The sequence below is a fragment of the Nostoc sp. DedQUE12b genome, assembly GCF_034530835.1.
Lineage (GTDB): Bacteria > Cyanobacteriota > Cyanobacteriia > Cyanobacteriales > Nostocaceae > Nostoc.
This window is the reverse complement of record NZ_JAVRCI010000019.1, coordinates 77,275-100,543: the sequence shown is the minus strand read 5'-3', so window position 1 is coordinate 100,543 and position 23,269 is coordinate 77,275. Positions and strand designations below refer to the sequence as shown.

At 40.3% G+C, this 23,269-nt stretch carries 17 protein-coding genes and 1 pseudogene; 10 read left to right on the top strand and 8 right to left on the bottom strand.

From position 1 onward, the window contains the following. The 4 genes from RMY16_RS12430 to RMY16_RS12415 all read left to right on the top strand — a co-directional run. The coding region (locus RMY16_RS12430) for a hypothetical protein (RefSeq protein WP_322736613.1) at positions 1–251 on the top strand (251 nt) is incomplete at its 5' end. A gap of 88 nt (positions 252–339) precedes the next feature. Then, on the top strand, positions 340–981 hold the full coding sequence (locus tag RMY16_RS12425; protein ID WP_322736612.1) for a Uma2 family endonuclease: 642 nt from the start codon (positions 340–342) through the stop codon (positions 979–981). A 396-nt stretch (positions 982–1,377) separates the two neighbouring features. Next, entirely contained in the window at positions 1,378–2,847 is a 1,470-nt protein-coding gene (locus RMY16_RS12420; protein ID WP_322736611.1) for an efflux RND transporter periplasmic adaptor subunit, read from the top strand. Between the two features lie 15 nt (positions 2,848–2,862). Then, positions 2,863–4,080 carry an ABC transporter permease gene (locus RMY16_RS12415; protein ID WP_322736610.1) on the top strand — a complete coding sequence of 406 codons (1,218 nt, stop codon included), beginning with the start codon at positions 2,863–2,865 and terminating at the stop codon, positions 4,078–4,080. 383 nt (positions 4,081–4,463) lie between these two features. Here RMY16_RS12415 and RMY16_RS12410 read toward each other — a convergent pair whose 3' ends face one another. Beyond that, entirely contained in the window at positions 4,464–4,601 is a 138-nt protein-coding gene (locus RMY16_RS12410; protein WP_322667395.1) for a hypothetical protein, read from the bottom strand. Here RMY16_RS12410 and RMY16_RS12405 point away from each other — a divergent pair. Further along, positions 4,594–5,205 (top strand): hypothetical protein, encoded by a 612-nt coding sequence (locus RMY16_RS12405; protein ID WP_322736609.1) that lies wholly within the window; start codon positions 4,594–4,596, stop codon positions 5,203–5,205. The two genes, RMY16_RS12410 and RMY16_RS12405, sit on opposite strands and share 8 nt — an antisense overlap. A gap of 94 nt (positions 5,206–5,299) precedes the next feature. Here the strand turns inward: RMY16_RS12405 and RMY16_RS12400 are convergent, their stop codons facing one another. Then, positions 5,300–5,668, bottom strand: a complete 369-nt coding sequence (locus RMY16_RS12400) for a Dethiobiotin synthetase (protein WP_322736608.1) — start codon at positions 5,666–5,668, stop codon at positions 5,300–5,302. 209 nt (positions 5,669–5,877) lie between these two features. Between RMY16_RS12400 and RMY16_RS12395 the strand changes: the two genes are divergently transcribed. From RMY16_RS12395 to glmS, 3 genes are all read left to right on the top strand, one after another. Then, on the top strand, positions 5,878–6,111 hold the full coding sequence (locus RMY16_RS12395; protein WP_322736607.1) for a hypothetical protein: 234 nt from the start codon (positions 5,878–5,880) through the stop codon (positions 6,109–6,111). 523 nt (positions 6,112–6,634) lie between these two features. After that, on the top strand, positions 6,635–6,880 hold the full coding sequence (gene psaC / locus RMY16_RS12390; protein ID WP_012411495.1) for a photosystem I iron-sulfur center protein PsaC: 246 nt from the start codon (positions 6,635–6,637) through the stop codon (positions 6,878–6,880). 359 nt (positions 6,881–7,239) lie between these two features. Further along, a complete protein-coding gene (glmS, locus tag RMY16_RS12385) occupies positions 7,240–9,111 on the top strand; it encodes a glutamine--fructose-6-phosphate transaminase (isomerizing) (RefSeq protein ID WP_322736606.1) in 1,872 nt (623 codons plus the stop codon). A 249-nt stretch (positions 9,112–9,360) separates the two neighbouring features. Here glmS and RMY16_RS12380 read toward each other — a convergent pair whose 3' ends face one another. Further along, positions 9,361–9,762, bottom strand: coding sequence for a transposase (locus tag RMY16_RS12380; RefSeq protein WP_322736605.1), 402 nt, complete (start codon positions 9,760–9,762; stop codon positions 9,361–9,363). A 140-nt stretch (positions 9,763–9,902) separates the two neighbouring features. Between RMY16_RS12380 and RMY16_RS12375 the strand changes: the two are divergent. Then, positions 9,903–10,052: pseudogene (locus tag RMY16_RS12375) on the top strand (transposase); the annotation flags it as partial. 70 nt (positions 10,053–10,122) lie between these two features. Here the strand turns inward: RMY16_RS12375 and RMY16_RS12370 are convergent. From RMY16_RS12370 to RMY16_RS12355, 4 genes are all read right to left on the bottom strand, one after another. Further along, positions 10,123–12,603 carry a C1 family peptidase gene (locus tag RMY16_RS12370; protein ID WP_322736604.1) on the bottom strand — a complete coding sequence of 827 codons (2,481 nt, stop codon included), beginning with the start codon at positions 12,601–12,603 and terminating at the stop codon, positions 10,123–10,125. Between the two features lie 83 nt (positions 12,604–12,686). After that, a complete protein-coding gene (locus RMY16_RS12365) occupies positions 12,687–16,271 on the bottom strand; it encodes an AAA-like domain-containing protein (RefSeq protein ID WP_322736603.1) in 3,585 nt (1,194 codons plus the stop codon). Between the two features lie 29 nt (positions 16,272–16,300). Continuing rightward, the gene (locus tag RMY16_RS12360) at positions 16,301–18,511 is read right to left on the bottom strand and encodes an AAA-like domain-containing protein (protein ID WP_322736602.1); all 2,211 of its coding nucleotides are present in this window, start codon (positions 18,509–18,511) and stop codon (positions 16,301–16,303) included. 1 nt (position 18,512) lies between these two features. Continuing rightward, a complete protein-coding gene (locus tag RMY16_RS12355; protein WP_322736601.1) occupies positions 18,513–18,833 on the bottom strand; it encodes a CU044_2847 family protein in 321 nt (106 codons plus the stop codon). A 408-nt stretch (positions 18,834–19,241) separates the two neighbouring features. Here RMY16_RS12355 and RMY16_RS12350 point away from each other — a divergent pair, with 408 nt between their 5' ends. Next, a complete protein-coding gene (locus RMY16_RS12350) occupies positions 19,242–20,618 on the top strand; it encodes an MATE family efflux transporter (protein WP_322736600.1) in 1,377 nt (458 codons plus the stop codon). Positions 20,619–20,779: 161 nt separating this feature from the next. Here RMY16_RS12350 and RMY16_RS12345 read toward each other — a convergent pair whose 3' ends face one another. Then, complete coding sequence (locus RMY16_RS12345; RefSeq protein ID WP_322736599.1) at positions 20,780–23,158, bottom strand: penicillin-binding protein 1A; 2,379 nt, start codon at positions 23,156–23,158, stop codon at positions 20,780–20,782. Between the last annotated feature and the right edge of the window lie 111 nt (positions 23,159–23,269).

Genomic DNA, 23,269 nt, shown 5'->3' with positions numbered 1-23,269 from the left:
AATCCACCTCAGAACTCCGTTCATCCACCTTTGAACTGGATGAATCCACCTCAGATACTCGTTCATCCACCTTTGAACTGGATGAATCCACCTCAGATACTCGTTCATCCACCTTTGAACTGGATGAATCCACCTCAGAACTCCGTTCATCCACCTCTGAACTGGATGAATCCGCCTTAAAGACTGGTTTTGTAAAAGTAGACCATCGGTGCGTTAGCCTCCCGCGTAACACACCCTACGAAAATTGTTAGCAAGGATGCAGTTAAAGCTTTGGTGTCAGCTTAGTGCTGGAAAATGAAACTTGTATGATCGTTGTTAAAGTTCCTCTTTCGCAATATTATGAGCGAATTACAGACTCAACTAGCAACCGATAGCTGGATAACAGCAACTTGGGATGAATATATCCAAATAATTGAAAATCCTGACTACGAAAAAGCCAAGGGCTACTACCACAATGGACAGATGAGGATTGAAATGCCGCCAATCGGGAATGACCATGCCAGCGACCATACAATTATTATCTTTGCTGTTAACTTGTTTGCGAGCATTAAAGGCATTGCTCTAAATGGCAAGGATAATTGTACATATCGGAAAACAGGCTTTAAGGAAGCTCAACCTGATGTGTCTTATTATATTGGTGAAAATGCTGGTGTTATTCCTTACGGCACTTCTATCATCAACCTAGATATCTATCCACCACCAGATTTAGTTATTGAAGTGGCTAATACCTCACTTGCTGACGATCAAGGTGAAAAACGACTTTTATACGAAGATTTAGGAGTGAAAGAATACTGGATTTTAAATGTCCAGAATGTCCAAGTTATGGCTTTTGCTATTGAAAACCAAGGTAGTAGGCGGATTACAGAATCTCAGGTATTACCAAGATTAGCTATTTCTTTATTAAACGATGCATTACGGCAAACTCGTCAAATAAATCAAAGTCAAGTTGGTGCTTGGTTGTCAACCCAATTTCAGCAATAATTACAAACTGCTTTGCGGTAGAGAATGGGGAGCAGGGAAAAAGAAAAGGATACAGAGCAACTAAAGCGCGATCACACTATAGCAATCCTATCTGATTTGTGAGAATTGCCAGCCGTAGATTCCCAACTTCTCAAAAAAGTCGGGGATCTTGTTTCTCACGAATGGTTCAAGATTGCACGAATATACTGTGGCTAAAGTCACCCTTTCAGGTGAAGACATACAGAAATACGAATGCCTAGTATTAAGGAAGATTAAGCAACTGTGAAGTTTATTAGGCGTCTAATTGTTAGTTAACTTATACAAATTTAATCCCAAAGCTTTAACAACTCCGTACTCTCCGCTTGTCCTCTAACTAAAAAATATTCTTATACAGCAAGATTTACAGGTTTCTATAATATGGCTACGCACATAGAAATTCCAGTTATTGGCAAAGTTAAGTATCCATTGCGCTGGCTGATAGGGCTAATGGCGGGGAGTGCTTTGGTTGTGGGTACTATAACAACTTACACCTTGGTAAATCAAGGGACAAACAAAGAAGATATTGCTCAACTAACTGTGCCAGTTGCAGCCCAAAACGTCACGTTGCGGATTACAGCTAGTGGCAAAGTCGTGCCAGTTCAGAGCGTAAATATTAGTCCAAAGAATCCCGGAGTGCTGTCGCAATTATACGTGGAACAAGGCGATCGCATTCAACAAGGGCAAATTCTCGCCCGCATGGATAGTGCCGGTATTGAGGCTCAAAGGAGCCAGTACCGTGCTAACTTAGCCCAAAGTCAAGCACAGCTAGCCCAAGCTCTTGCTGGTAGTCGTCCTCAAGAAATCGCTCAAGCGAGGGCCCGATTAGCCCAAGCTCAAGCCCAATTAGCTGCGGCTAAGGCTGGTAATCGTCCCCAAGAAATTGCTCAAGCTCAATCTCAAGTGGATGCGGCTCAAGCAAGGGTGAATTACACCAGCGAACAAGTTAATCGTTACCAATATCTATATAAAGAAGGAGCAGAGAAAAAACAATTACTCGATCAAGCCATCAGCGACGACAAAAGTGCTAGAGCCAATTTAGAAGAAGCGAAAAAACGATTGTCGTTAGTCCAAAGTGGGACTCGGAGTGAAGAAATTGAGCAACGCCAAGCCGCTGTTAACGAAGCACGGGCAGCATTGGTACTGTTAGAAGATGGCACCCGTTCTGAAGAAATTGTCCAGCGTCAAGCGGCTGTTGCATCCGCTGAGGCTCAGTTAAAGGGTGTACAAGTGCAGTTAGAAGATACTATTATTCGCGCTCCTTTGTCGGGAATTGTCACCCAAAAGTATGCCGAACCAGGTGCGTTTGTCACACCCACTACCTCTGCTTCTACTAGTGCGTCGGCAACTTCTAGTTCAATTGTCGCTGTAGCAAGGGGTTTAGAAATTTTAGCTCAAGTTCCCGAAGCCGATCTTGGCAGAATAAAACAGGGACAGCAGGTGGAAATTGTCGCCGATGCCTATCCCGATCGAGTTTTTAAAGGTCATGTGCGTCTGATTGCTCCAGAAGCAGTGGTGGAACAAGGTGTGACATCCTTTCAGGTGCGGGTTGCTATCGATACTGGCATAGATAAACTGCGTTCTGGCTTAAATGTGGATCTGACTTTTTTAGGCGATCGCGTTAATAATGCCTTGGTGTTACCAACGGTGTCAATCGTCACCGAAAAGGGTAAAACTGGCGTACTCGTACCAGATGCAAAGAATAAACCCCAGTTCCGCGAAGTTACAGTTGGGGCACAAATCCAAAACCAAACTCAGATTTTAGGGGGAGTTAAAGAAGGCGATCGCATTTTTGTTAACCCACCCAAAGACTACAAAATTGAAAAGGCCAAAGAACAAAATAATTCGTAATTCGTAATTTAAGATATGAATTTCCTCGAAAGCATGAATATGGCGGGGAAAACCCTGCTATCAAATAAGCTGCGTAGCGCTCTCACGATGTTGGGTATAGTTATTGGCAATGCCTCAGTGATTGCCATGATTGGCATTGGTGAAGGTGGGCAAAAATACGTTAATAAACAGTTGCAGTCATTAGGGCCAAATGTGCTATTTGTACTGCCAGGTAATCAAGAAACTCAACGGATATCCTTTGAAGTGCCAAAAACTCTAGTGTTGCAAGATGCTGAAGCGATCGCTTCTCAAGTCCCAACAGTAGTAGGAGTTGCACCAGAGTTAAACAGAAGACAGGTAGTTACATACCGCAACAGAAACACCGATGTCAACATCATTGGCACAACTCCCAGTTTTCTATCTGTGCGGGATTTTGAAACTGCTAAAGGCAGGTTTTTCTCTGAGGTAGACATCAAGCGAAGCAACCAAGTGGTAGTGCTGGGTGGAGACTTGGCAGAAAAACTATTCGGTAATAGTAATCCTGTAGGACAGCAATTGCGAGTTGGAAATACCAGCTTTCAAGTGATTGGAACGTTAACAGCCAAAGGTTCCAGCGTGGGAGCAGATTATGATGATGCTGCCTTAATACCAATCACCACATCAGCGAACCGACTTGTGGGCAAGAATTCTCCTTATGGTATCGCCTTAGATTATCTCGTTGCTGCCGCTCGTGATTCCGAAAGTGTGGATGCAGCAGAATTTCAAATTACTAATTTGCTGCGTTTACGGCACAAAATTAATGGTGAAGATGACTTTACTCTTCGCACCCAGAAAGATGCTTTGCAAACTGTCGGTCAAATTACAGGTGCATTGACAATTATGCTAGCTGCGATCGCAGGTATATCCCTGTTCGTCGGCGGCATTGGCATCATGAATATTATGCTAGTCTCCGTCACCGAACGCACCCAAGAAATCGGATTGCGAAAAGCGATCGGGGCAACTGAGCAAGATATTTTGCTACAGTTCATCATTGAGGCAGTGATTGTTTCTGCGGCTGGCGGCTTAGTTGGGACTGCGGTTGGTGTCAGTGGCATCCTATTAGTGGGAGTCTTGACTCCTTTGGAAGCGAGTCTTTCTCCTGTAGCGATTACTATGGCTGTTGGTGTCTCTGGGGCTATTGGTTTATTCTTTGGCGTTGTTCCTGCACGTCGAGCTGCTAAACTCGACCCCATTGTGGCTTTGAGAAGTGCTTAGTAGGTATTGAGCCGAGAGACAAGTAAAAACCTGCAAGATGGTCTGGAGACTGTTAATATACATACCTTTCAGAAATTTTTAAGTAAAATTTGCAGGAGAGCGCAAATCTTGGGTTTACGTAAATTTAGCCAAGTTATTTATAAAAATATAATAAGTAGTTAATTATTAAAAGTTGGATGAAACTGACATAAGAATAGAGACAATTGTATAGAAATAGACCACGCGGTAGGGGTGCAAGACCTTGCGCCCCTACGACAGGTGTGGTTCAAATACATAAAAACTGCTGTAATCTTCCTGATTAGGTTGAGTTAGGGAGATGTCTGCTAAATAATTTACTAAATCACTTTAACTGTTGAAATCCAACAGCACCTCAGCTAACTCTTCTAGTTAGAGCGATCAATAAAGGCTTCGATGCGCGATCGCAACAACCCATTGAAGTAATTTTGCTGAAAAACGGGAAGACTATGGTTAATCCCTAATGGGGAAATTTCTATAAAAATCCTGAACAGCAAAATGCTCAAAAAATCTCTACTTAACTATTTAATTTTACCTTTCTCTCTAGTGCCCTGGCTCTGTGTAGGAACGCTTTTTGATTCCCAAGCCAATGCTTTACCAGGACAAAGTACAGAAGAGGTAGGCACTTGGATTAAAGCACATCCGACACTCCGCCCCAGGAGAGGGGAACAATTATTTGTGCAAAAGACTGATACTGCTGCCCAACGATTTACTTTTCAAGCGTCGGTATTGCCTCCTGGTAGGGTGGAGTTTTCTAAAGACCGTGGCACAATTCGGACTGAACGCATTACTATGTATGATGCTATTAACGGCATGACATTTACGCGTCTCCAAGAATCCTTGCGGGTGATTTATGGTTTGGAGATTTATCAAGACTACGATCGCGCCCAAGTCGTGTATCAATATCCCAACCAGAAGGTAGTTAATTCGGCGCGTCTGGCTAAAACTCCGATTCGGGAAGCCTTAAAGGGAGAATTACGAGTAGGCGATCGCTATGTATATTGGGTGGAAGTTGCCCAACCCAAGAATGGCAAAGCTTTTACCGGTCAAATGACAGTTTTGCTCAAAACTGACCTAGACAAGTTAGAAAATGAACTGCAAATTCGTTAATGGGCATCTGAGTGCTGAGTGCTGAGTGCTGAGTTAGAAGTGAAGTAAGCAATTATTTTCCTTGCCCTCTCTGCTCCTCTGCTCCCCTGCTCCCTCATCTCTTCCCCAACTCCATCTGAGCTAAGGTTTGCCATATACCCGAAAAGATACTTTCAGCTGCTAAGGAAATTCGTAGTAAATCTTCTTTGAGTAGTGGTGGCCAATCAACTCCGGCTTTACGCCCTGCACCAAATAGCTGTTGCGCCTTAATGCTTAACTGATAAAGGGCTAAAGCCAGTTCTCGATCTAGGCTCTTTGCATCTTTGAGGGCTTCAAACACCACTTTCAATGCCAACAAAATCGAAGTGATCTGACCGGGTATCGGCGGCTTGCCCTGTTTCATACGCGTTAACAGCGCATCTGGGTTTTCCTCGGTTGTGATTGTCTGATCTATGAGGAGTTTCCTAGCTGTTTCGTAATTCATGTAGTCAGTTTAGCGTACATTTTGTTTCAGCAGTAATACTTAATTAAAAAGTAATAAAACGGCTTTCTAGTTATTTATAGCAATCTCTGATGATTTATGAAATGATAGGCGTGGGGAAAATGATCGGCAATTGACGATGCTCTAGGTTAACCAGATAGACTGAATATAATATCTTTGAAAAATACACCTTATTAGGAATTACAAGTCAAATGATCTCACCGAATTTACTAGAACTTGAGCGCTCCATCCTTGCCTTGTCTATGGAAGAACAACTTTGGCTGTTAGAAAGTATTGTTCGACAAATCCGCGAAAGGGAGTATGTAAAAGATGAATTGGCTGATGCTAACAATCTAGAACAACTGCAAGTGAAAACTATCGAGCCAAATATTCAAACACAAATTTCTACTATAAATGATGAATTTGCAATTTCAGAAATACTCTGATATGTATGAGTAAAAATTTTGAAATTGTCAAAGTTAAAAAGTTAAATATACAAGTTATCAGTGAGCGATCGCAAAAAAATTGCTGAGTGCGATCGCAGTCTCTAAATTAATCATTTACATCGCGTTCAGCAATTTTATTCCGTAATAATAACAAGTTTTTGCGTAATCTAGATTGCCAAAATGTTTTAGTTTACACGGAGATGTAGCGATCACAAAATCAAATTATTAACCAAAATCCCCATAATTAAAATTATGGAGATATCCCTATTTACTTTTAATTTTGTTTCATCTACCTTTACGATTCAACCCTATTATGGTATATAACTGTGGGAAATACGCTCTGATGATGTTGCTAATTATCAGTCAATAGGGACAATCTCGCAAAAGCGAATTTTAACGGTGCTTATTACATTGTTTAAAGTTATGTAGCCTTTTGATTACGGCCTATCAACCACTGCGGTAGACTATGCGTTGATTATGATTCTTTCGCAGAGAAGAACACTCGAAAGGAGCCGTTTTTTCAATGTCTCATACCGTAAAAATCTACGATACCTGCATTGGCTGCACCCAATGCGTCCGCGCTTGCCCTACTGATGTACTTGAGATGGTTCCTTGGGATGGCTGTAAAGCTGCTCAAATTGCCTCTTCACCCCGTACAGAAGACTGCGTGGGCTGTAAGCGTTGCGAAACTGCTTGTCCCACCGACTTTTTGAGCATCCGGGTTTACCTGGGCGCTGAAACAACTCGCAGTATGGGTCTAGCTTACTAAAAAGCTGAGTGCTGATCGGAGTGCTGAGTGCTGAGTGCTGAGTGCTGAGATAAAAAGAAGTAAATCAAAAATACAATTTTTTGGTTCTTCACTCGGAACTTGGAACTCGGAACTCAGCACTCTTGATGAAATCGCAATTTTAGATTGGGGATATAATCTCTGGGTATCTAAATCCTAGAAGCTGTATTTGTACCGTCAGGTCAAAAGCTGACAGGTAATCCACTGTAAAAAAACTTAAAATCCATAACAATACCTAGTGATAGAGGGAGTATTTTACTCCCTTTTTTCTTTGCAAAACGTCCACTTTATACTGCCTACTATACTGGATTTAATCATCCTGAAAAAAAGTGGCGTGAAGAATGTGCGGAATTGTTGGATATATAGGCACTCAAGCGGCGACAGACATTTTACTAGCTGGACTGGAAAAACTAGAGTACAGGGGCTACGATTCGGCTGGAATCGCCACTGTTTGGGAAGGTGAGGTAAATTGTGTGCGGGCAAAGGGCAAACTCCATAACCTGCGTTCTAAACTGGAACAAATAGAAACCCCTGCCCAAATTGGTATTGGTCATACACGCTGGGCAACTCATGGTAAACCAGAAGAGTATAATGCTCATCCCCATTTGGATACAGCAAAGCGAGTGGCAGTGGTGCAAAATGGCATTATTGAAAACTACCGCGAGTTACGCGAGGAACTCAAAGCAAAAGGACACGAATTTCGTTCTGAAACCGATACCGAAGTCATTCCCCATCTGATAGGCGAATTTTTAAAGAATCTTCCCCCCTCATCTCCCTTCCTAGAGGCAGTTCGCCAAGCCGTTAACCATTTGCGCGGGGCGTTTGCACTTGCAGTTATTTCTGCTGATTTCCCCGATGAATTGATTGTTGTTCGCCAACAAGCACCTTTAGTAATTGGTTTTGGGCAAGGGGAGTTATTTTGTGCGTCTGACACGCCTGCGATCGTTGCCTACACCCGTGCCGTACTACCTCTGGAAAATGGCGAAATTGCTCGCCTCACACCTTTGGGCGTTGAGATTTACAATTTTGCTGGCGACAGGTTGAAAAAACAACCACGCCTGCTCAACTTCAATCCGGCAATGGTAGAAAAGCAGGGATTCAAACACTTCATGCTCAAAGAAATCCATGAGCAACCAGGAGTAGTAAGAGCTAGTTTAGACGCTTACTTTAATCCAGCCGAATCTACCGAATCCCCAATCAATCTTGGTTTACCTGCGGATTTATATACCGATTTAGAACAAATTCAGATCCTCGCTTGTGGTACCAGTTGGCACGCAGCATTAATCGGAAAATATTTACTCGAACAACTAGCAGGAATTTCCACTCAAGTACATTACGCTTCTGAGTATCGCTATGCACCATCACCCGTGACGGCTAACACCTTGATTGTTGGCGTTACTCAATCAGGTGAAACAGCCGATACCCTAGCAGCTTTGACGATGGAAAAAGAACGTCGCCAGGGGAAAGAACCTAAATATCAAGCGCGACTACTGGGTATTACCAATCGTCCAGAAAGTAGCCTTGGTCATCTGGTACCGCATGTTATCAGTACCCTAGCGGGAATTGAAATTGGCGTAGCAGCGACAAAAACTTTCACTGCCCAACTGATGGCGTTTTATGCATTGGCATTGGATTTAGCAGCTCGTCGTCAGACAGTTTCAAAAGATATTTTAGAGAAAATTATTAATGGGTTGCGGCAAATTCCTAAAGAAATTGAGGCAACTTTAGAAAGTCAGGAACGTTTAACCGAACAGCTAGCCCACGAATTCGCTGAAACTCAAGATTTCATTTTTGTGGGTAGAGGAATTAACTTTCCTATTGCTTTGGAAGGGGCTTTGAAATTAAAAGAAATCAGCTACATTCACGCCGAAGGGTATCCGGCTGGAGAGATGAAACATGGCCCGATCGCACTTTTAGATGCGAAAGTACCAGTAGTTGCGATCGCAATACCTGGTAGCGTTTACGAAAAGGTTATTTCTAATGCCCAAGAAGCCAAAGCCAGAGATTCTCGGTTAATTGGCGTGACTCCCGTCAATGATGGCGAAGCTGCGGAAATCTTTAACGATCTTCTTCCCGTCTCTCATGTAGAAGAGTTACTTTCTCCAATTCTGACAGTTGTTCCTTTGCAATTATTGGCTTATCATATTGCCGCCCGTCGTGGTTTGGATGTCGATCAGCCTCGTAACCTTGCTAAAAGTGTCACTGTAGAATAGTATAATTTTATACTTTAAATAAAGGTATAATGGCTTCTGAAGAAGTTCTATGGCTTGCAGAAGCCATTTTTATGGCAATGATTATAAGTATAATATATTTATTAATTACTTAAGTAGGTATTCGCTGGATTTGCAGTAAAGGATAAAATTATCCAAATGCGATCGCAAAAACCTGAATGTATATTTTTACAACGTCTTTATCAGACAAGTCTGTAAAAACTTGACCGATAACATCCAAGTTATACCAATTTAATGTGAAGCTGCATAGAAAAGAGTTTCTAGGATAAAATTATAAGAAGAGACAGAAATCACCTGCTCAAAAGTAAGTTGGTCGAATAATTCTTGGATGCGATCGCATAAAGCGTGTAAAGAAGAGAAAAGTTGATTTTTGAGGGGTTTTTTCCGGAATTGCCAAAGTCTCTCAATGGGGTTGAGTTCAGGGGCTGACGGTGGTTGAAACAGAGGAATAATATTCTCTGGCCAACGAATCTTTGAACTTGTATGAGCAGGTGCTTGATCAATCTGTAAAATTGCATAATCCGAGCCTAATTGCACAGATAGCCAGTCTAAGAACTGTTGAAAACACTCACCATTGAGTTTTGGGTATTCATAGAGGACAGGACTTACGTAACTGGCACAGCGCGATCGCAATTTTATAGTACTTAAGTACTATGTCAAAGTGGCGTACCCAAAGGACATTGCTGAAATTAATAACAGTAATTGGCTGTGTTAAGTATTTTTCAAATTATGAGAAAATGAGTTGAGTATTCATAAAATAAATCTTGTAGTTTATGAGATTTACAAAACTTAATTATTGCCAGTATTTGTTAAGTAGTCAGATTAATTATACTCTCACAAACTTGGCAGATTATTTAGAGCAGATTAGTCATGATAAAATTAACCGTTATCTCAAGAATGAAAAGTTAACACCACGTTTGCTAAATAATTCGTCGCTCTACAGCATTGATTAAAATCTATGTTAGGCGCTCGCAACCATTAAATTATCAACATTTATGTACCTGTACTACCTGGTACTCCTTCACCACCTGTACCTGAAAAACCAAAATTATTCTCGTTAAACCATTCTGACTTGAGCAACGACCACCAAGCAGAGGTTAATCCAGCTAATACATAATCGTAAGGAAGCCACCCGTAACCTTCTACACCCCATTCAGTTCCCCAAGAATTCCTAACTAAAAATGCACCTTTTGAATATTGCTGACTATTAGCACATTTAACAAACTGAAAATCATCATAACCAACTGCTACAAGTGTATGTCCGCCAACAATCTTATCTTCTTGATAATTTGGAAACGGAATGTGACCTTTTTCGTTTGAGCTTTTGTAGATAGAGCTATAAAGCGTAAGTCCAAAAATACAAGGGAAACCTGCGGACAGAACTGCTTTTATTTGAAATAAAAGCGTTTCTGGAGTAATACCTGCATAATCTAAAAGAAAATACTTGAGCGTTTTGTAATTCTGAGCATAAGCATAGCAGTATGGTAGTGGTTCTTCATCTACTTGATTTTCATCATAAGGCCAATAATCTTCTGGTGGAACTCCGAACAAAGCTAATGCTTTCATTGTCTCTCTGATTGACGAACCTACATCTCCTTTAACTTTCATTTTGTTACGTGCAGCTTTGTAGAGAAACATAGGAGACGGTTCAATTTTATCTTTAGAGTTTTTGTTGGCAAAGTACTCTAATAATGAAACAGCCGCAAATGCAGTACACGATTTTAAAGAACCTTGGTCTTTCACTGAAGAAAACCAATAACTCAAATCGACTACGCTAGGAAGTTGAAAAAATGGTTTTTTATCTTTATCTGTGTCTTCTTGCGGCTCTTCTAAATATTTAATAGTTTTATTGCTGAATATGGGAATATATAAATTTAAAGATAGGAATAGTTCTTCTTGTTGCTGAGTAAAGCTAACAAAAGAATTACTATTGACACCCTTAGTACTTTCCTCTGTTACAATTTCAAACAGTTCTTGCTTATCAAAAGGATTGTAACGAGGTGGCACTGTAACATCTGAGTTTCCAATAACAGCAACTTCTTTCTCAATTTCTTTAACAGCCTCTTGTGTATACTCAAATTTATTTAAATATTTTTTGATAAAGAAACATAGGACAAAAGAATTAATAAATTCATTTGTAAATTCTTTCTTGTTTATTTGTCTTTCTTGATTTTCTTGCTCAAGCGATTGAATCTCATAGTAAAGTGTATACAAAATTTTACGAATTGAGTATTTAACTAATTCATTATTGGAGTATCCAAACTTTGGCTTCTGCTGTTCATTAAAATTTTCTGGTTTTTGTTTAATAAGATTTTCAAGGTTATCAATCCCTTGCTCTATTAATTCTTCAATAGTCTGGTGTCTGAGTTGAGCTAGTGGATAAATACTTCTAAGAGCTATTGAAATCAAAGGATCAAACAAGGGAGAATTTTTAAAAAATTCTAAATTAGATTTAATGTCAGATTTATTTTTATTAACAGCGTTAGGAGATTGAGCTGGTTTAGTTAAGCCTTCTTCTAAAATTCTTAATAAACAATTACTATTTTTAATACTAGTATCTGTATTTATTTCTGCTAAAACTTTTTGAAAAAAGTCTGAGTTTACTTTAATACTATTCAGGAAATCTTCTTCAAGAAAATTTTTAGTTTTTATTTCTTGTGAAATTTGTTTACTTACTTTTAAACATAAGTTATAGATAATTTGATTTAAAGCCTTATCTGGTATCAGTGAAGTAACTGAAAAATATCTAATTCTTTTTAATGGCTTCCTTTTAGAATTATCATCTTTACATTTATTATTTGCATCAACTAATTTACTTTTTTTAGGGTTTAATAAGTATTCATTTAACTGAATAAAAGTCTCAAGCCCAACAATTCCATCTTGCTTAATATCTGTTAAACATTGAAAAAATTCAATAATTTCTTTTGTACGAAAATCATAAGTTTCATCATTCATCCACTGAATTACATCCAATGGATTTTCAAGGTCTAAACTCTTATCAGTATCATAATTAGACTTTGAATTTATTTTTTTAGGGATGTTTAAATATTTAGTTAACAATAAAACACCAAGATATTTTTTGAGTTGAATAACTTGTCTCGATAAAATACTGTCATATTTAACTTTATTAATACTAAATTGACCAGTTTTTTCATTGTCTTCCAAAAAACCTGGATATCGCAAAAGTTTATGAACTCTTACCTTTTTAAATATAACATTGCCTAAGATTTTATTTTTTAGTTCATTAATGTTACTTTTTTGAATATTTTCTCCATCTTCATTTAATAATTGAAGTACTTCTCCGATAATATTTTCTATCCAACCTGTTGTCTCTTCTACTTTCAAACGTTGCTGATTTTTCAGATCCTCATCATCTAAATTATAGTCGCGTAAATCTGGATAATCAGGCACCCAACCTAAGCCTTTACTCTTCCAATCATAGCTTTGATTACGATTTTCAGGTTGATTTAGCATAAATGTATTCCTAAGATAAATCTAACTTTACTATTAGTTAATTTGATTAAATGTAGACTAATTTTTTGCATTTATTCTTTATTTTATTTGCACACATTTTTTAAATCATCTCGCTCGTCATGAGTTTTTAGATAATCACTCAACCAATTACATCCACGCTCTATGTATTTGTCGAAATTCATATCTTGTACATCCCACACCAAAATTTTTTTATCAGAACTGGCGGTAGCAAGCTTTTTACTGTCAGGTGTAAATTTAACAGAGTTTACGCTACCCTTGTGACCTGTAAGAGTTGTAATCAATTTCCCATCCATAGTCCATATTTTTACAGTACGGTCATCGCTACCACTAGCAATCATTTGACCGTCGCGGCTAACATCCAATCCCCAAACCCCAGCCGTATGACTTTTCAAAGACTTGATAACACCACTATTTGGACTCAATAACTTTACAGTATTATCTTCGTTAGAAGTAATAATTGTGCTTCCAATCGGACTATATATAACTTTATAAATAGTTGTATTTAAAGTTGATTTATTAAGAGGTGATTCATCTACATTCCACGTGTATAGAGGACTTCCATTACGCTTCCAAAATTGAATTTTTTTATCTCGTCCAGCTGCGGCAATGGTCTCACCATTTCGACTAAAGTTAACACTGAAAAACTGTGTATTACCTGGCAAACTTTTCAAAGGTTTTCCTTCTCTATTCCAAAGTTTCACAGTTCTGTCAAGACTAGCAGAAGCAATAATTTCTCCATTAGGGCTAAAGCTAATACTATTAACAGAGTCTTTATGTCCTCTAAGTGTTGGATTTAGTTCTTGTCCTAGTAAATTGAATCTCCTAACAGTCGTATCTGGGCTACTACTAGCAATGGTATTACCATCTGGACTAAAAGTAACGCTAGCGATACCCGATTTCTGAGCTTTAATAGTTTTTAGTGGTTCTCCTTGGAAATTCCATAGGTTTATAACTCCATCTCCGCTACCAGTCGCAATAATATCTTTCTTGGGATTAATATCAATGCTATAAATGGCATCATGTTCATTCAAAGTTATTCGCAAAGGATTTATACGCCAAAGCCTAACTGTTTTGTCATCACCAGCAGATGCTAAAATATGTCCTTGAGGGTGGAAACTAATACCATTAACGGGACCTCTATGTCCTTCTAAAGTGTTTAGTAATGGGCTAATACCATTAACGGAACCTTTATGTCCTTCTAAAGTGTCTAGCACTTGGTAATTACGGCTACTCCATAATTTCACAGTTCCATCATCACTAGAAGTGGCAATAGTTTTACCATCGGGGCTGAAGGCAACATTTTTCACTGGTTTTGTATGCCCTTGCAGTTGAGCTAGCTGAGTTTTCTTGTTTACATCCCAAATAATAGCTGTATTATCACTACTGGTAGAAACGAGAGTTTGACCATTAGGGCTAAAACTTACATTTAAAACTGGTTTTCCTTTATGACCATTTAATGTATCAATTAAATTACCTTGGATGTCCCAAAGTTTAACTGTACCATCAGGGCTAGCGGAGGCAATCTTTTGACCATCAGGACTGAAGCTAACATTCCGGACTTCTTTTTTATGCCCATTTGTATCGTCCTTTAAAGTTTTCCAAAGACTACCATCTAGCTTCCAAAGCTTGATTGTTGTGTCGCCACCTGTTGTAGCAATTATCTGACCATCTTGACTAAAGTTAACGCTCCAGAGAATATCTTCATTTTTATTGGAAGTAACAACAGTATGTTTAAAAGTTGAAATATACTTACCTTCACTATCCCAAATGTTTACAATTCCGTCTCGACTAGCAGTAGCAATCCTCCGATCATTAGGACTAAAGCTGACATCAACAACATGACTTTTATAGGTTTTTAATGTCAAAGGTTCTTTCTCACCTAACCTCCAAAGCTTGGCAGTATTATCATAGCTAGCAGTCACAAAGCTTTTACCATCTGGACTGAACTTGATACGTCTAATTAGGTCTTGATGTTTTTCTAGACGGTTACTTTCTCTAACTCCATAAACTGCATTGCTAACTGCTTCCATTACTTGCATTTGAAGTTCAGGCTCATTTTTGACAAAGATAGAATGCTGGAGTAGTCTTGCTGCTTTTAAGGCATCTATTAATGCATCAAATGAATATTGATTTATAGTAAATTGAATTTTAGAGGAAGTTGTGAGTGCCTGAATCTGACCTATCTTAGCTTCTCTCCATTGAAAACCAGCAAATATAGCCATTATTGCAATAACAACAGCAGACGCGATCGCTAATCGAGTTCTCTGCGTTTGAGCTTTAATTCCTGCTTTGTATTCTTCGACTTTTGCTGCTGCCAGTTTTTCTTGAAGCTCGCGTTGTTGTTGCTCTTGACTAGCAGTCAAAAAATCATAGTCTTGATTGCTCAAACTTTTGCCTTCTCTCCAATTTAAAGCGTCTTCTAATGCTTTACCCCGCAAAAGGCGCGATTCATCTTGACAATTAGAATCTAACCACGCCTGAAAAGCTTCAGAGTATGGGCGCAATTTAGCTAATTGTTCCTTTACCCATTCTTGATTAAAAATAGACTGATAAATGCGATTATAAATTTTAAAATTACTGTCGTGTTTTACTACTAATCCAGATAATCTTAATTCTATTTGCTCATCACTATCATTACCAGACAATTCTCCTTTATTTAAAATTTCTTGAACCAACCCTAGCAACATATTTGCTTGAGTTTGATTACGCATAATTCGGTCACGTACTGTACGTAAATGTTCTGGTTCATCTTGAAATTCCCAATTATTAATGATTTTGTCATTTATGATCTTTTCTACCCACTCATGAATATTGATTTTGTTTATTGATGAGCTTGAAATATTTAATGAATTAGCTAAATCGTTCGCTAGAAGTTGGCATACTTTTTGAGTGAGAAATGGTTGCCCACCTGTCCAATTTAAAATTTCTTTTAATACCAACTGTGGATTATCTATCTTGTTTACAAATCCATATCCTAGTGGTTTTGCTTCTTCTAAAGTAAAGCCATTTAATTCAACTGCTTTACCAATATTAAAGGGCGTGAGCTTTTTATCTTCTATTAAATCTGAAGGTGTTGCTACTCCCAAGAGGGTAAACGTAATACGTCTGTATTGTGGTTGATCAGCACGTTGGTTATAACAGTTGCGGATAAAAGCAAAAAAATCATCAGTTCCAACGATGTTTTTCAGATTGAGAACACAATCAATTTCATCTATAAAAATGACAATAGGTTGAGCAATTTCTACCAGCAGTATCTCTTCGATAAAATCGCTTAACCTATGCACTGGGGAAAGATGATCGTTGTTGCGCCACCAACTCCGCAAATTAAACTTTTCCGACAGATCAAAGCTTCTAACAAAAATGCGGACAATTCCGGCGTACCATTGATCTGCTGTTACTTGTTGGTTGCCAATTTTAGTTAAGTCAATTACTGCACAGGCAATACCTTCAGCTTTTAGTCGTTGCATTACTTGGACTCGCAAGCTAGACTTACCCATTTGCCGCGAGTTCAGCACATAGCAAAACTCCCCTGCTTTCAAGCCATCATAGAGGTCTTGATCTGCTTGCCGCACTACATAAGTGGGAGCATTACTTGGTAAATTGCCTCCAACTTGATATTCATAAGCGGGGTTTTGTTCTGCGTTCATCAATGAAATGTAGATGTATGAAATTTCGATTACAGAGAAGCCGCGCGATCGCGGAAATATTGCCGATATAAATTAAATCTAGGTATTACATAATTATTTTCCAGCTCGACTAAACCCATACTTTTTAATTTAAAGGCTTCTATTGGCTCCAGCTGTATTGGTGTGTTTTTTGCAACAATTTGTTTCATTGCTCTTGCTAGCTCAGGATGTTGTTTTAGATTCCACCAATGTCGGTGCAAATGGTCGCCAAAAGGCCCGGCATCTGTAGGAGCAACTTGTAATAACTGCTCCAGTGCGATCTCTTGGCGCGCAATGCGATAGAGTGCTACTCGCACCAAATAAGGATGACCTCCCACCATATTCATCAATTGTTCAATTTCTGAAGACCTCCAATTTAGCCCATGCCTACGTGCCAAATCTTGGGCTTGTTCAGCATTAAACTCTGGCAACTCAATCGAAAGTCCCACATTGAATGGTGATTGATTGATATTCATTGGGATATAAACTTCTGTTGAATGCACCACTACCAATCGCAATTTCTTCCAGATATCCCGATTTTTTGCATCTTCATGCCAAGCACGCAGGAGTCCAAAAAAGTCGGCGGCAATTTCAGGGTGTTGATATACTAAATCGACTTCATCCAAACCCAATGCTAGGGGTTGATCGATTTCTGCTAGAAGATACTCCTCAAAATAAGCTGTACAGTTATCTTTGCTACCAAAAATCTCGTCCCAGTAATCCGCTAATCGATTTGGTATTCTTAGCTTCCGGGTAACGCTAGCACAGAACCAGCGTAAAAATTTATCTAAGTCTGGGAACACTTTACTATCTGCTAATTGAAAACTCAAAGATACGGCTAGAGAGTTTTGTTGTGAAGCTTGATGAAGAATCCGTGCCATTAAGGAAGTTTTACCCATCTGTCGAGGCGCTTTAATCCGAATCAGAGAACCAGGCTTTAAAATAGCCTCGTAGCAGTGTTCTTCAATAAGAGGGCGTTCTATATAAAAAGCAGAAGCCATATCTACCTGACCCTCTGGTAATTCTGGTTCTGCTACTGGCAAAGGAGGTTCTTCCAAATTTTCTACCGCAACTGCTGTTGTCAACTCATCCTCTGTATAGCTAGCCTCATGACCTTCGGCTAGAATTGTCAAAATTTCTTGCGAAATCTTGACTGTATCAGCAGATGATTTCCACTCTCGTTGTTGAATTCTTTGCAAATAACCCCGTAAATCATAATTTAATGGCGAATCCAAAGGAAAGTTCACACGGATAGGTAAAATTATAGGTTTCTTTTCGGGATTTAAATCTTGCAACTGCTTGGCACGCCTGACTTCTTCTGTGACCATTTCACTAGTTGCAGATTTAGGAGATAAGAGCAGCAGAAAGTAATCAGACTGTTCCAATTCTCTATCTATGCGTTCGGGCCAGTTTTCGCCTAACCGTATACTCTCTCCCGCCATAAATGCTTCATGCCCAGCCGCTTTTATTGCTTCATAAAACTGCTGGGCCAACGTTAAATCTGGATCTTGGCTGCGATAGCTAATAAAAACTCTAGCACTGTCATTGGCTCGTTTCACTTTTGGCTGTTGCTGCATTTTTTCTAAAGAAAGAGCTTGCTCAACCAAGTCTGACCATGCTGTAATCAGCACTTGTGTGGGAATAATAAACGCTGCTTTAGCTGCTGTTCGCTCCATTTCCGCCGCTACTGCTATGCCTGCTACACCCTGTAACTGCTCATCCCATATCGGCGCACCACTGAAACCAGGCTCTAATGCATAACCTTGTTGTTTCACATCCTCCAGTTGTACCCAACCATTTGCAAGTCCAGCCCTGATTTGTCCAGTAGCCCAAACCCCATTGGGTTGGTTTTTTGGAAAACCCAAAACTCGGAAAGAATGCCCCCATAATTCCTCTGATGCTACCAATCGTGCTGGATGAGCCGCACCAGGAAGAGAGCTTTCTAACTCCAGCCCCGCAATATCTTCCGCAAACTCATTAGGGTTAACAGGCCGCCAGAATACTACCCTGGCGGTCAAAAACTCTTTAGCTGCCAATAAAGGAAAATCCAAACGGACTTCTGCATTGATTATTTCGGCAGTATTTCTAGCAATTCCTAAAGCATCTGCTACCACATGGGCACATGTAAGGATATATTTTGGGGTAACCAAGAAGCCAGCACCAACAACTTTGCCGTTGTTTGAGTAAATCCTAACTACTGATGACTCCAGGGGTGTGGCCATCTTATGGCTCCCGTTTCCACTTCAAAGTCACTTCATAATTAACTTCGCCATTGCCAGAAGCGATAACTGCCCCAAGTTCTGCACTCATTTTGATGCCAAACTTGATTTCCACCTCATCCGCAGGCTGATTGAGACTATTTACTTTAGTCATAATGACATTTGCTATGGGCTTAACTTGTTCCAGAGCAGATTCAAAAGTTTTTTGAGCTTTTTGAATAATCTCATCTCGCAGACCAATACGATCATCAGTTAGCCCAGGCTCATCTACTTCTACAAGAATTGAGTCTCCGTTTTCGAGAGGAAATTCGACGATACGCTTCACAAGTTAATTTTCTACCTCATTTTTCAGAGAATAAAGTTATTTTACCTGTTAGCCACGAATAAACTTTATATGGGAGCAACGCGATTTTGTGAGAGTGGACAAAAAACGAGTGATTGCGCTCTTGCGCACTGCCCTATGGGCAATCCTTAAAAACTAACTTCAGTACATTAGTAAAAGATATACATTGAAAAGAGTCTTACTACTTGCTGTTTACCAGAGTAGTATTAGTTTAGTTGGCGTAGAGCTGGCGAAGCTGTCACCAAGTGCAAACTAAACAGTTTAGTTTAGAAATAGAGTATAACTATAAACATTTCTCTTTGAGTCAGGCGATCGCTAATAGCTTGAGTTGATTACACCTATGGCGTTAATATATCTTAATGTATTTAGTATTGCTTTTTTAGCGCCCCAATGGAGTTAACTTCAAAAGAATTTAAGTCAGAACTGATATTAGAAGTCCAAGCTTGCTTGCAATTAGCAGTTCCTTTGATAATTACTCAAATATTAGAAGCGGGCATTCCTTTATTGGATGGGGTAATGATGGGCTTACTTAACAGTCAAGCTTTAGCTGCGGGTGCTTTAGGCGCTGTTACCTTTTCTACTTTAGCTTCCGTTTGTCGTTCTGTTCTTTCAGCCGCGGGTGTAAGTGTCGCCAATGCTTTTGGTGCAGGAAAGATAGACCAAGTGAGCCGTGCTACCGGTCAAGGAATTTGGTTAGCCGTGACAATGTGCTTACCTATGATGTTTATCATTTGGCACTTTGACTATATCCTGCTACTAACTGGTCAAGAAGAAAGCAATGTGTTATTAGCTCAAACTTATTTGCGGTCTATTGTTTGGGGTTTTCCGGCTGCACTCGGTTTTTGTATCTTAAAAGAAGTTAGCTCTGCCCTTAATCGCCCCCAATTTTTAACAGTAATTACGGTGACGGGACTATTATTAAATGCAGTTGCTAATTACGTGCTAATGTTCGGTAAATTTGGTTTACCAGCCCTTGGTTTAGCCGGTATCGGTTGGGGAAGCACACTCATTTTTTGGTTGAATTTTATTGCCGCCGCCAGTTGGATTTGCTTTGATAACTACTTTAAAAAATACCAACTTAATAGCGCTTTAGATAAATTTGATAGGAAGATGTTTATAGATATCTTCCAAACTGGGTGGTTTTTGGGGTTGCAGTATGGAGCAGAAATTGGAGTATTCACTGCCACTGCTTTACTGATGGGGTGGTTTGGAACAGAGACGTTAGCAGCACATGAAATTACTGTCGAGACAGAAAGTTTTGTCGAAACGGTATCTATAGGTATTTCCTATGCCGTCACAATGAGAGTAGGACAGTTGAGGGGACAAAACGATCTCAAAGGTGCAAGCACAGCGGGATTAGTCTGCATTGCGCTTGTTACTCCTTTTGTAAGTATTGTGGCACTAATTTTTTGGCTGTTTCCCAACTATATTATGGCAATGTATTTGGACACCAGTAATCTAGATAATATCGAGATAGTTAAAACGGCAACTTCTTTCCTGGCTGCGGGGGCAATAGTCCAAATATTTTATTCTATTCAGACTATTGCTGCTGGTGCTTTAATCGGGTTGGAAGACACTAAAGTGCCAGCGTTAATTACTATATTTGCTTACTGGGCAGTAGGTCTAGGTGGGGGCTATTTGATGGCATTCACTTTCGGCTGGGGTGCTATAGGTTTATGGTTGGGTTTAGTACTAGGGCTACTTATGGGTGCAGTACTTTTAACTGGGCGTTTTTATCTTTTGACTTCTGAGATTGAGTCTGATTGACTAAAGACGACTTAAGGACAACGAGAATTGGGGACAAGGGGAAAGACTTGTTGTAAGTTTGACTTAAGTCACCTTGTCACCTTGTCCCCTTGTTTCCCCTGCTCCCCTGCTGCCCTGCTCCCTACCAAGTCGTGCATAGTCTCAACAATGCCCACTTCTCATTACTGGTTAGAAGGTCTAAGTCTATCCCGCCAAGATGGTTGTGACGATGAAGAACCTGAAGAACCAGAACTGTTTGCGGGAGGCAACTCTCGCCGACTTCTTCTAGACCGGGGTGAATCAGATTCTACTCTTCTATAACGTCGCCGTGGAGTAGATGATTCTGAGGAGGAGTTACTAGAACTTGATTCGCTGCGATCGCGCCTTCTCCGTCTTGGAGTATAATCGCTGGATTGCTGTGTTTCTTGAGAATAGCTCCTCCTTCTTCTACGTCTCCTATATGAACCACTATCATCAGAATTTCTCGCACTTTCCCCTTCTGAGTCATCATCTTTAGAGGCAATAGAACGATTCAGCACTTGTTTAGGCTTGATGGACTGGGCTTTGATAGTGCCTTTGCGACCGTCTAACTTGGGTCGTTGGGGAAACTTTTCTACAGGCATTCCCTCTACCGCTTTTTCCATAAATTCGCGCCAAGTGTAAGCGGCAGTACTACTACTGCCATAAGTAGGGCGGTTGTCATCGTTACCTAGCCATACCCCTGTCACCATCTGAGGAATGTAGCCAATAAACCATAAATCGCGGGCTTCGTCGGAGGTGCCGGTTTTGCCTGCAACTTGTCTATTAGATAATTGGGCAGCACCACCAGTTCCCGCTTGGACGACATTGCGTAGCATCCAAGTCATGATGGCGGCACTGTCAGCGTCAAGGGCGCGTTTTGACTTGAAATTAGCTGACCAGATGACTTTGCCTTGGCGGTTGAGGATGCGGGTAATACCATGAGGTTCTGCGTGCAATCCCTGAGTCGCAAAACTGCCATAGGCGCTCGTCAACTCTAGCAGATTGACTTCATTTGAACCAAGAGCCAAGGAGTAGGTGGGCTTGAGTTCAGATTTTATGCCCATATCATGGGCTAGTTTAATCGTTGGTGTAAATCCCACATCAATCAACACCTTGACCGCAACAATATTAACAGAGCGGGTGAGGGCATCTCGGATGTTCATTGAACCCCGGAAGTTTTCACTATAGTTTTTCGGTTCATAGCCGTCTACGACAAAGGGTGCATCCTCGTAGCTATCGTAGGGGCTTTTGCCAGTAGCGATCGCAGTTGCATATACAAACCCTTTAAATGTCGATCCTGGCTGCCGTTGTGCCTGGGTAACTCGATTAAACTGATTTTTACCAAAGTCTTTTCCCCCAACCATGGCCTTAATTTCACCGTTTCGGGGGTCTATGGCCACCATTGCTGCTTGCTTAAAGTTTTCCCAGCGTCCTTGATTTCGCAATGTTTTTGCAACTGCCTCTTCTGCCACCTTCTGCCAACTTGGGTTTAGCGTGGTTTCTACTACCAGACCCCCACTTTTTAGCACATTAGGAGAAACATACTTGGGCAATTCTTTTTGGATGTAGCTGGTAAAGTAGGGTGATTCTACTTGGACTCGCTTGGGTGAACTGCTTTTGAGGGCTAATGGCTCCTGAACAGCTGCTTGCCTTTGCTCTGACGTAATTATTTTATCTTCTTGCATCCGTAGCAATACTAGGTTTCGCCGCCGTTTTGCCGCTTCGGGATTTTTGTCTGGGGCGTATAAGCTAGGAGCAGGAGCTAATCCAGCAATCGTTGCCATTTCCGCCAAAGAAAGTTGATCTGGCGACTTACTAAAGTATACCCAGGCGGCATCTGCCACACCGTAAGCTCCACCTCCCAAATAAACCAGATTTAGGTAACGCTCTAAAATCTGATCTTTGGTTAATTCTTGCTCCATTTTTTGAGCTAGGCGGACTTCTTTGAGTTTGCGCCAGATTGTCTGCTCTTGTTTTAAAAAGAGAATCCGCGTTAGCTGTTGGGTGATGGTGCTACCACCTTCTACCACACCTTGCGATCGCAAATTATTCAAACCCGCTCTGACAATCCCTTGCAGATCGACTCCGTTGTGTTGCCTAAACCTTCTATCTTCTGAGGCGATGAAAGCTTTTTTTAAATTATCTGGTATTTGTTCTAGCTTTAGCTGTTCTCTGGTCGCTTCACCTTGTTGTTGTAATATAGTGCCATCAGCAGCTTTAATGGTCAGTGTTTGCTCTCGAAACACAGCATTCAGCTCGGACTGATCTGGCAAAGTCCGATCTATTAAACTGATGCCATAGATCGAGGCAACTATCCCACCACTAACACCTAAACCTGCCCAAAACCATAAGCGGCGATGGAGTGGTTTAGCGCCAGTTGCCCGATTGACCCTGATCTTAGATGGTAAAATTTTCATTTTGCTCAGTAACTGCCTCGTCTGCGCCAGATGTTTTGGTGGTAAGCTCTCATCCGTTCCTCCTTGTCCAGAGTCACTCAAATTAGTTGGTCTTCGCTTGAACCAGGAGGTAAGCTTCCCCACGTCAGTTCCTCGCTCAAATTAGTAAGCAACTATATAACCACCATCAATTAACTTTGGGGTTATAGCACTACCATTGTGTTAGTATAATATCCTATCAATAATTAACTAAAT

Excerpts from the sequence above, each read along its gene's own strand:
- RMY16_RS12425 (WP_322736612.1), top strand. The coding sequence starts at position 340 with ATGAGCGAATTACAGACTCAACTAGCAACCGATAGCTGGATAACAGCA.
- glmS (WP_322736606.1), top strand. The coding sequence starts at position 7,240 with ATGTGCGGAATTGTTGGATATATAGGCACTCAAGCGGCGACAGACATT.
- RMY16_RS12350 (WP_322736600.1), top strand. The coding sequence starts at position 19,242 with ATGGAGTTAACTTCAAAAGAATTTAAGTCAGAACTGATATTAGAAGTC.
- RMY16_RS12420 (WP_322736611.1), top strand. The coding sequence starts at position 1,378 with ATGGCTACGCACATAGAAATTCCAGTTATTGGCAAAGTTAAGTATCCA.
- RMY16_RS12360 (WP_322736602.1), bottom strand. The coding sequence starts at position 18,511 with ATGGCCACACCCCTGGAGTCATCAGTAGTTAGGATTTACTCAAACAAC.
- RMY16_RS12395 (WP_322736607.1), top strand. The coding sequence starts at position 5,878 with ATGATCTCACCGAATTTACTAGAACTTGAGCGCTCCATCCTTGCCTTG.
- RMY16_RS12365 (WP_322736603.1), bottom strand. The coding sequence starts at position 16,271 with ATGAACGCAGAACAAAACCCCGCTTATGAATATCAAGTTGGAGGCAAT.
- RMY16_RS12415 (WP_322736610.1), top strand. The coding sequence starts at position 2,863 with ATGAATTTCCTCGAAAGCATGAATATGGCGGGGAAAACCCTGCTATCA.
- psaC (WP_012411495.1), top strand. The coding sequence starts at position 6,635 with ATGTCTCATACCGTAAAAATCTACGATACCTGCATTGGCTGCACCCAA.
- RMY16_RS12400 (WP_322736608.1), bottom strand. The coding sequence starts at position 5,668 with ATGAATTACGAAACAGCTAGGAAACTCCTCATAGATCAGACAATCACA.
- RMY16_RS12370 (WP_322736604.1), bottom strand. The coding sequence starts at position 12,603 with ATGCTAAATCAACCTGAAAATCGTAATCAAAGCTATGATTGGAAGAGT.
- RMY16_RS12405 (WP_322736609.1), top strand. The coding sequence starts at position 4,594 with ATGCTCAAAAAATCTCTACTTAACTATTTAATTTTACCTTTCTCTCTA.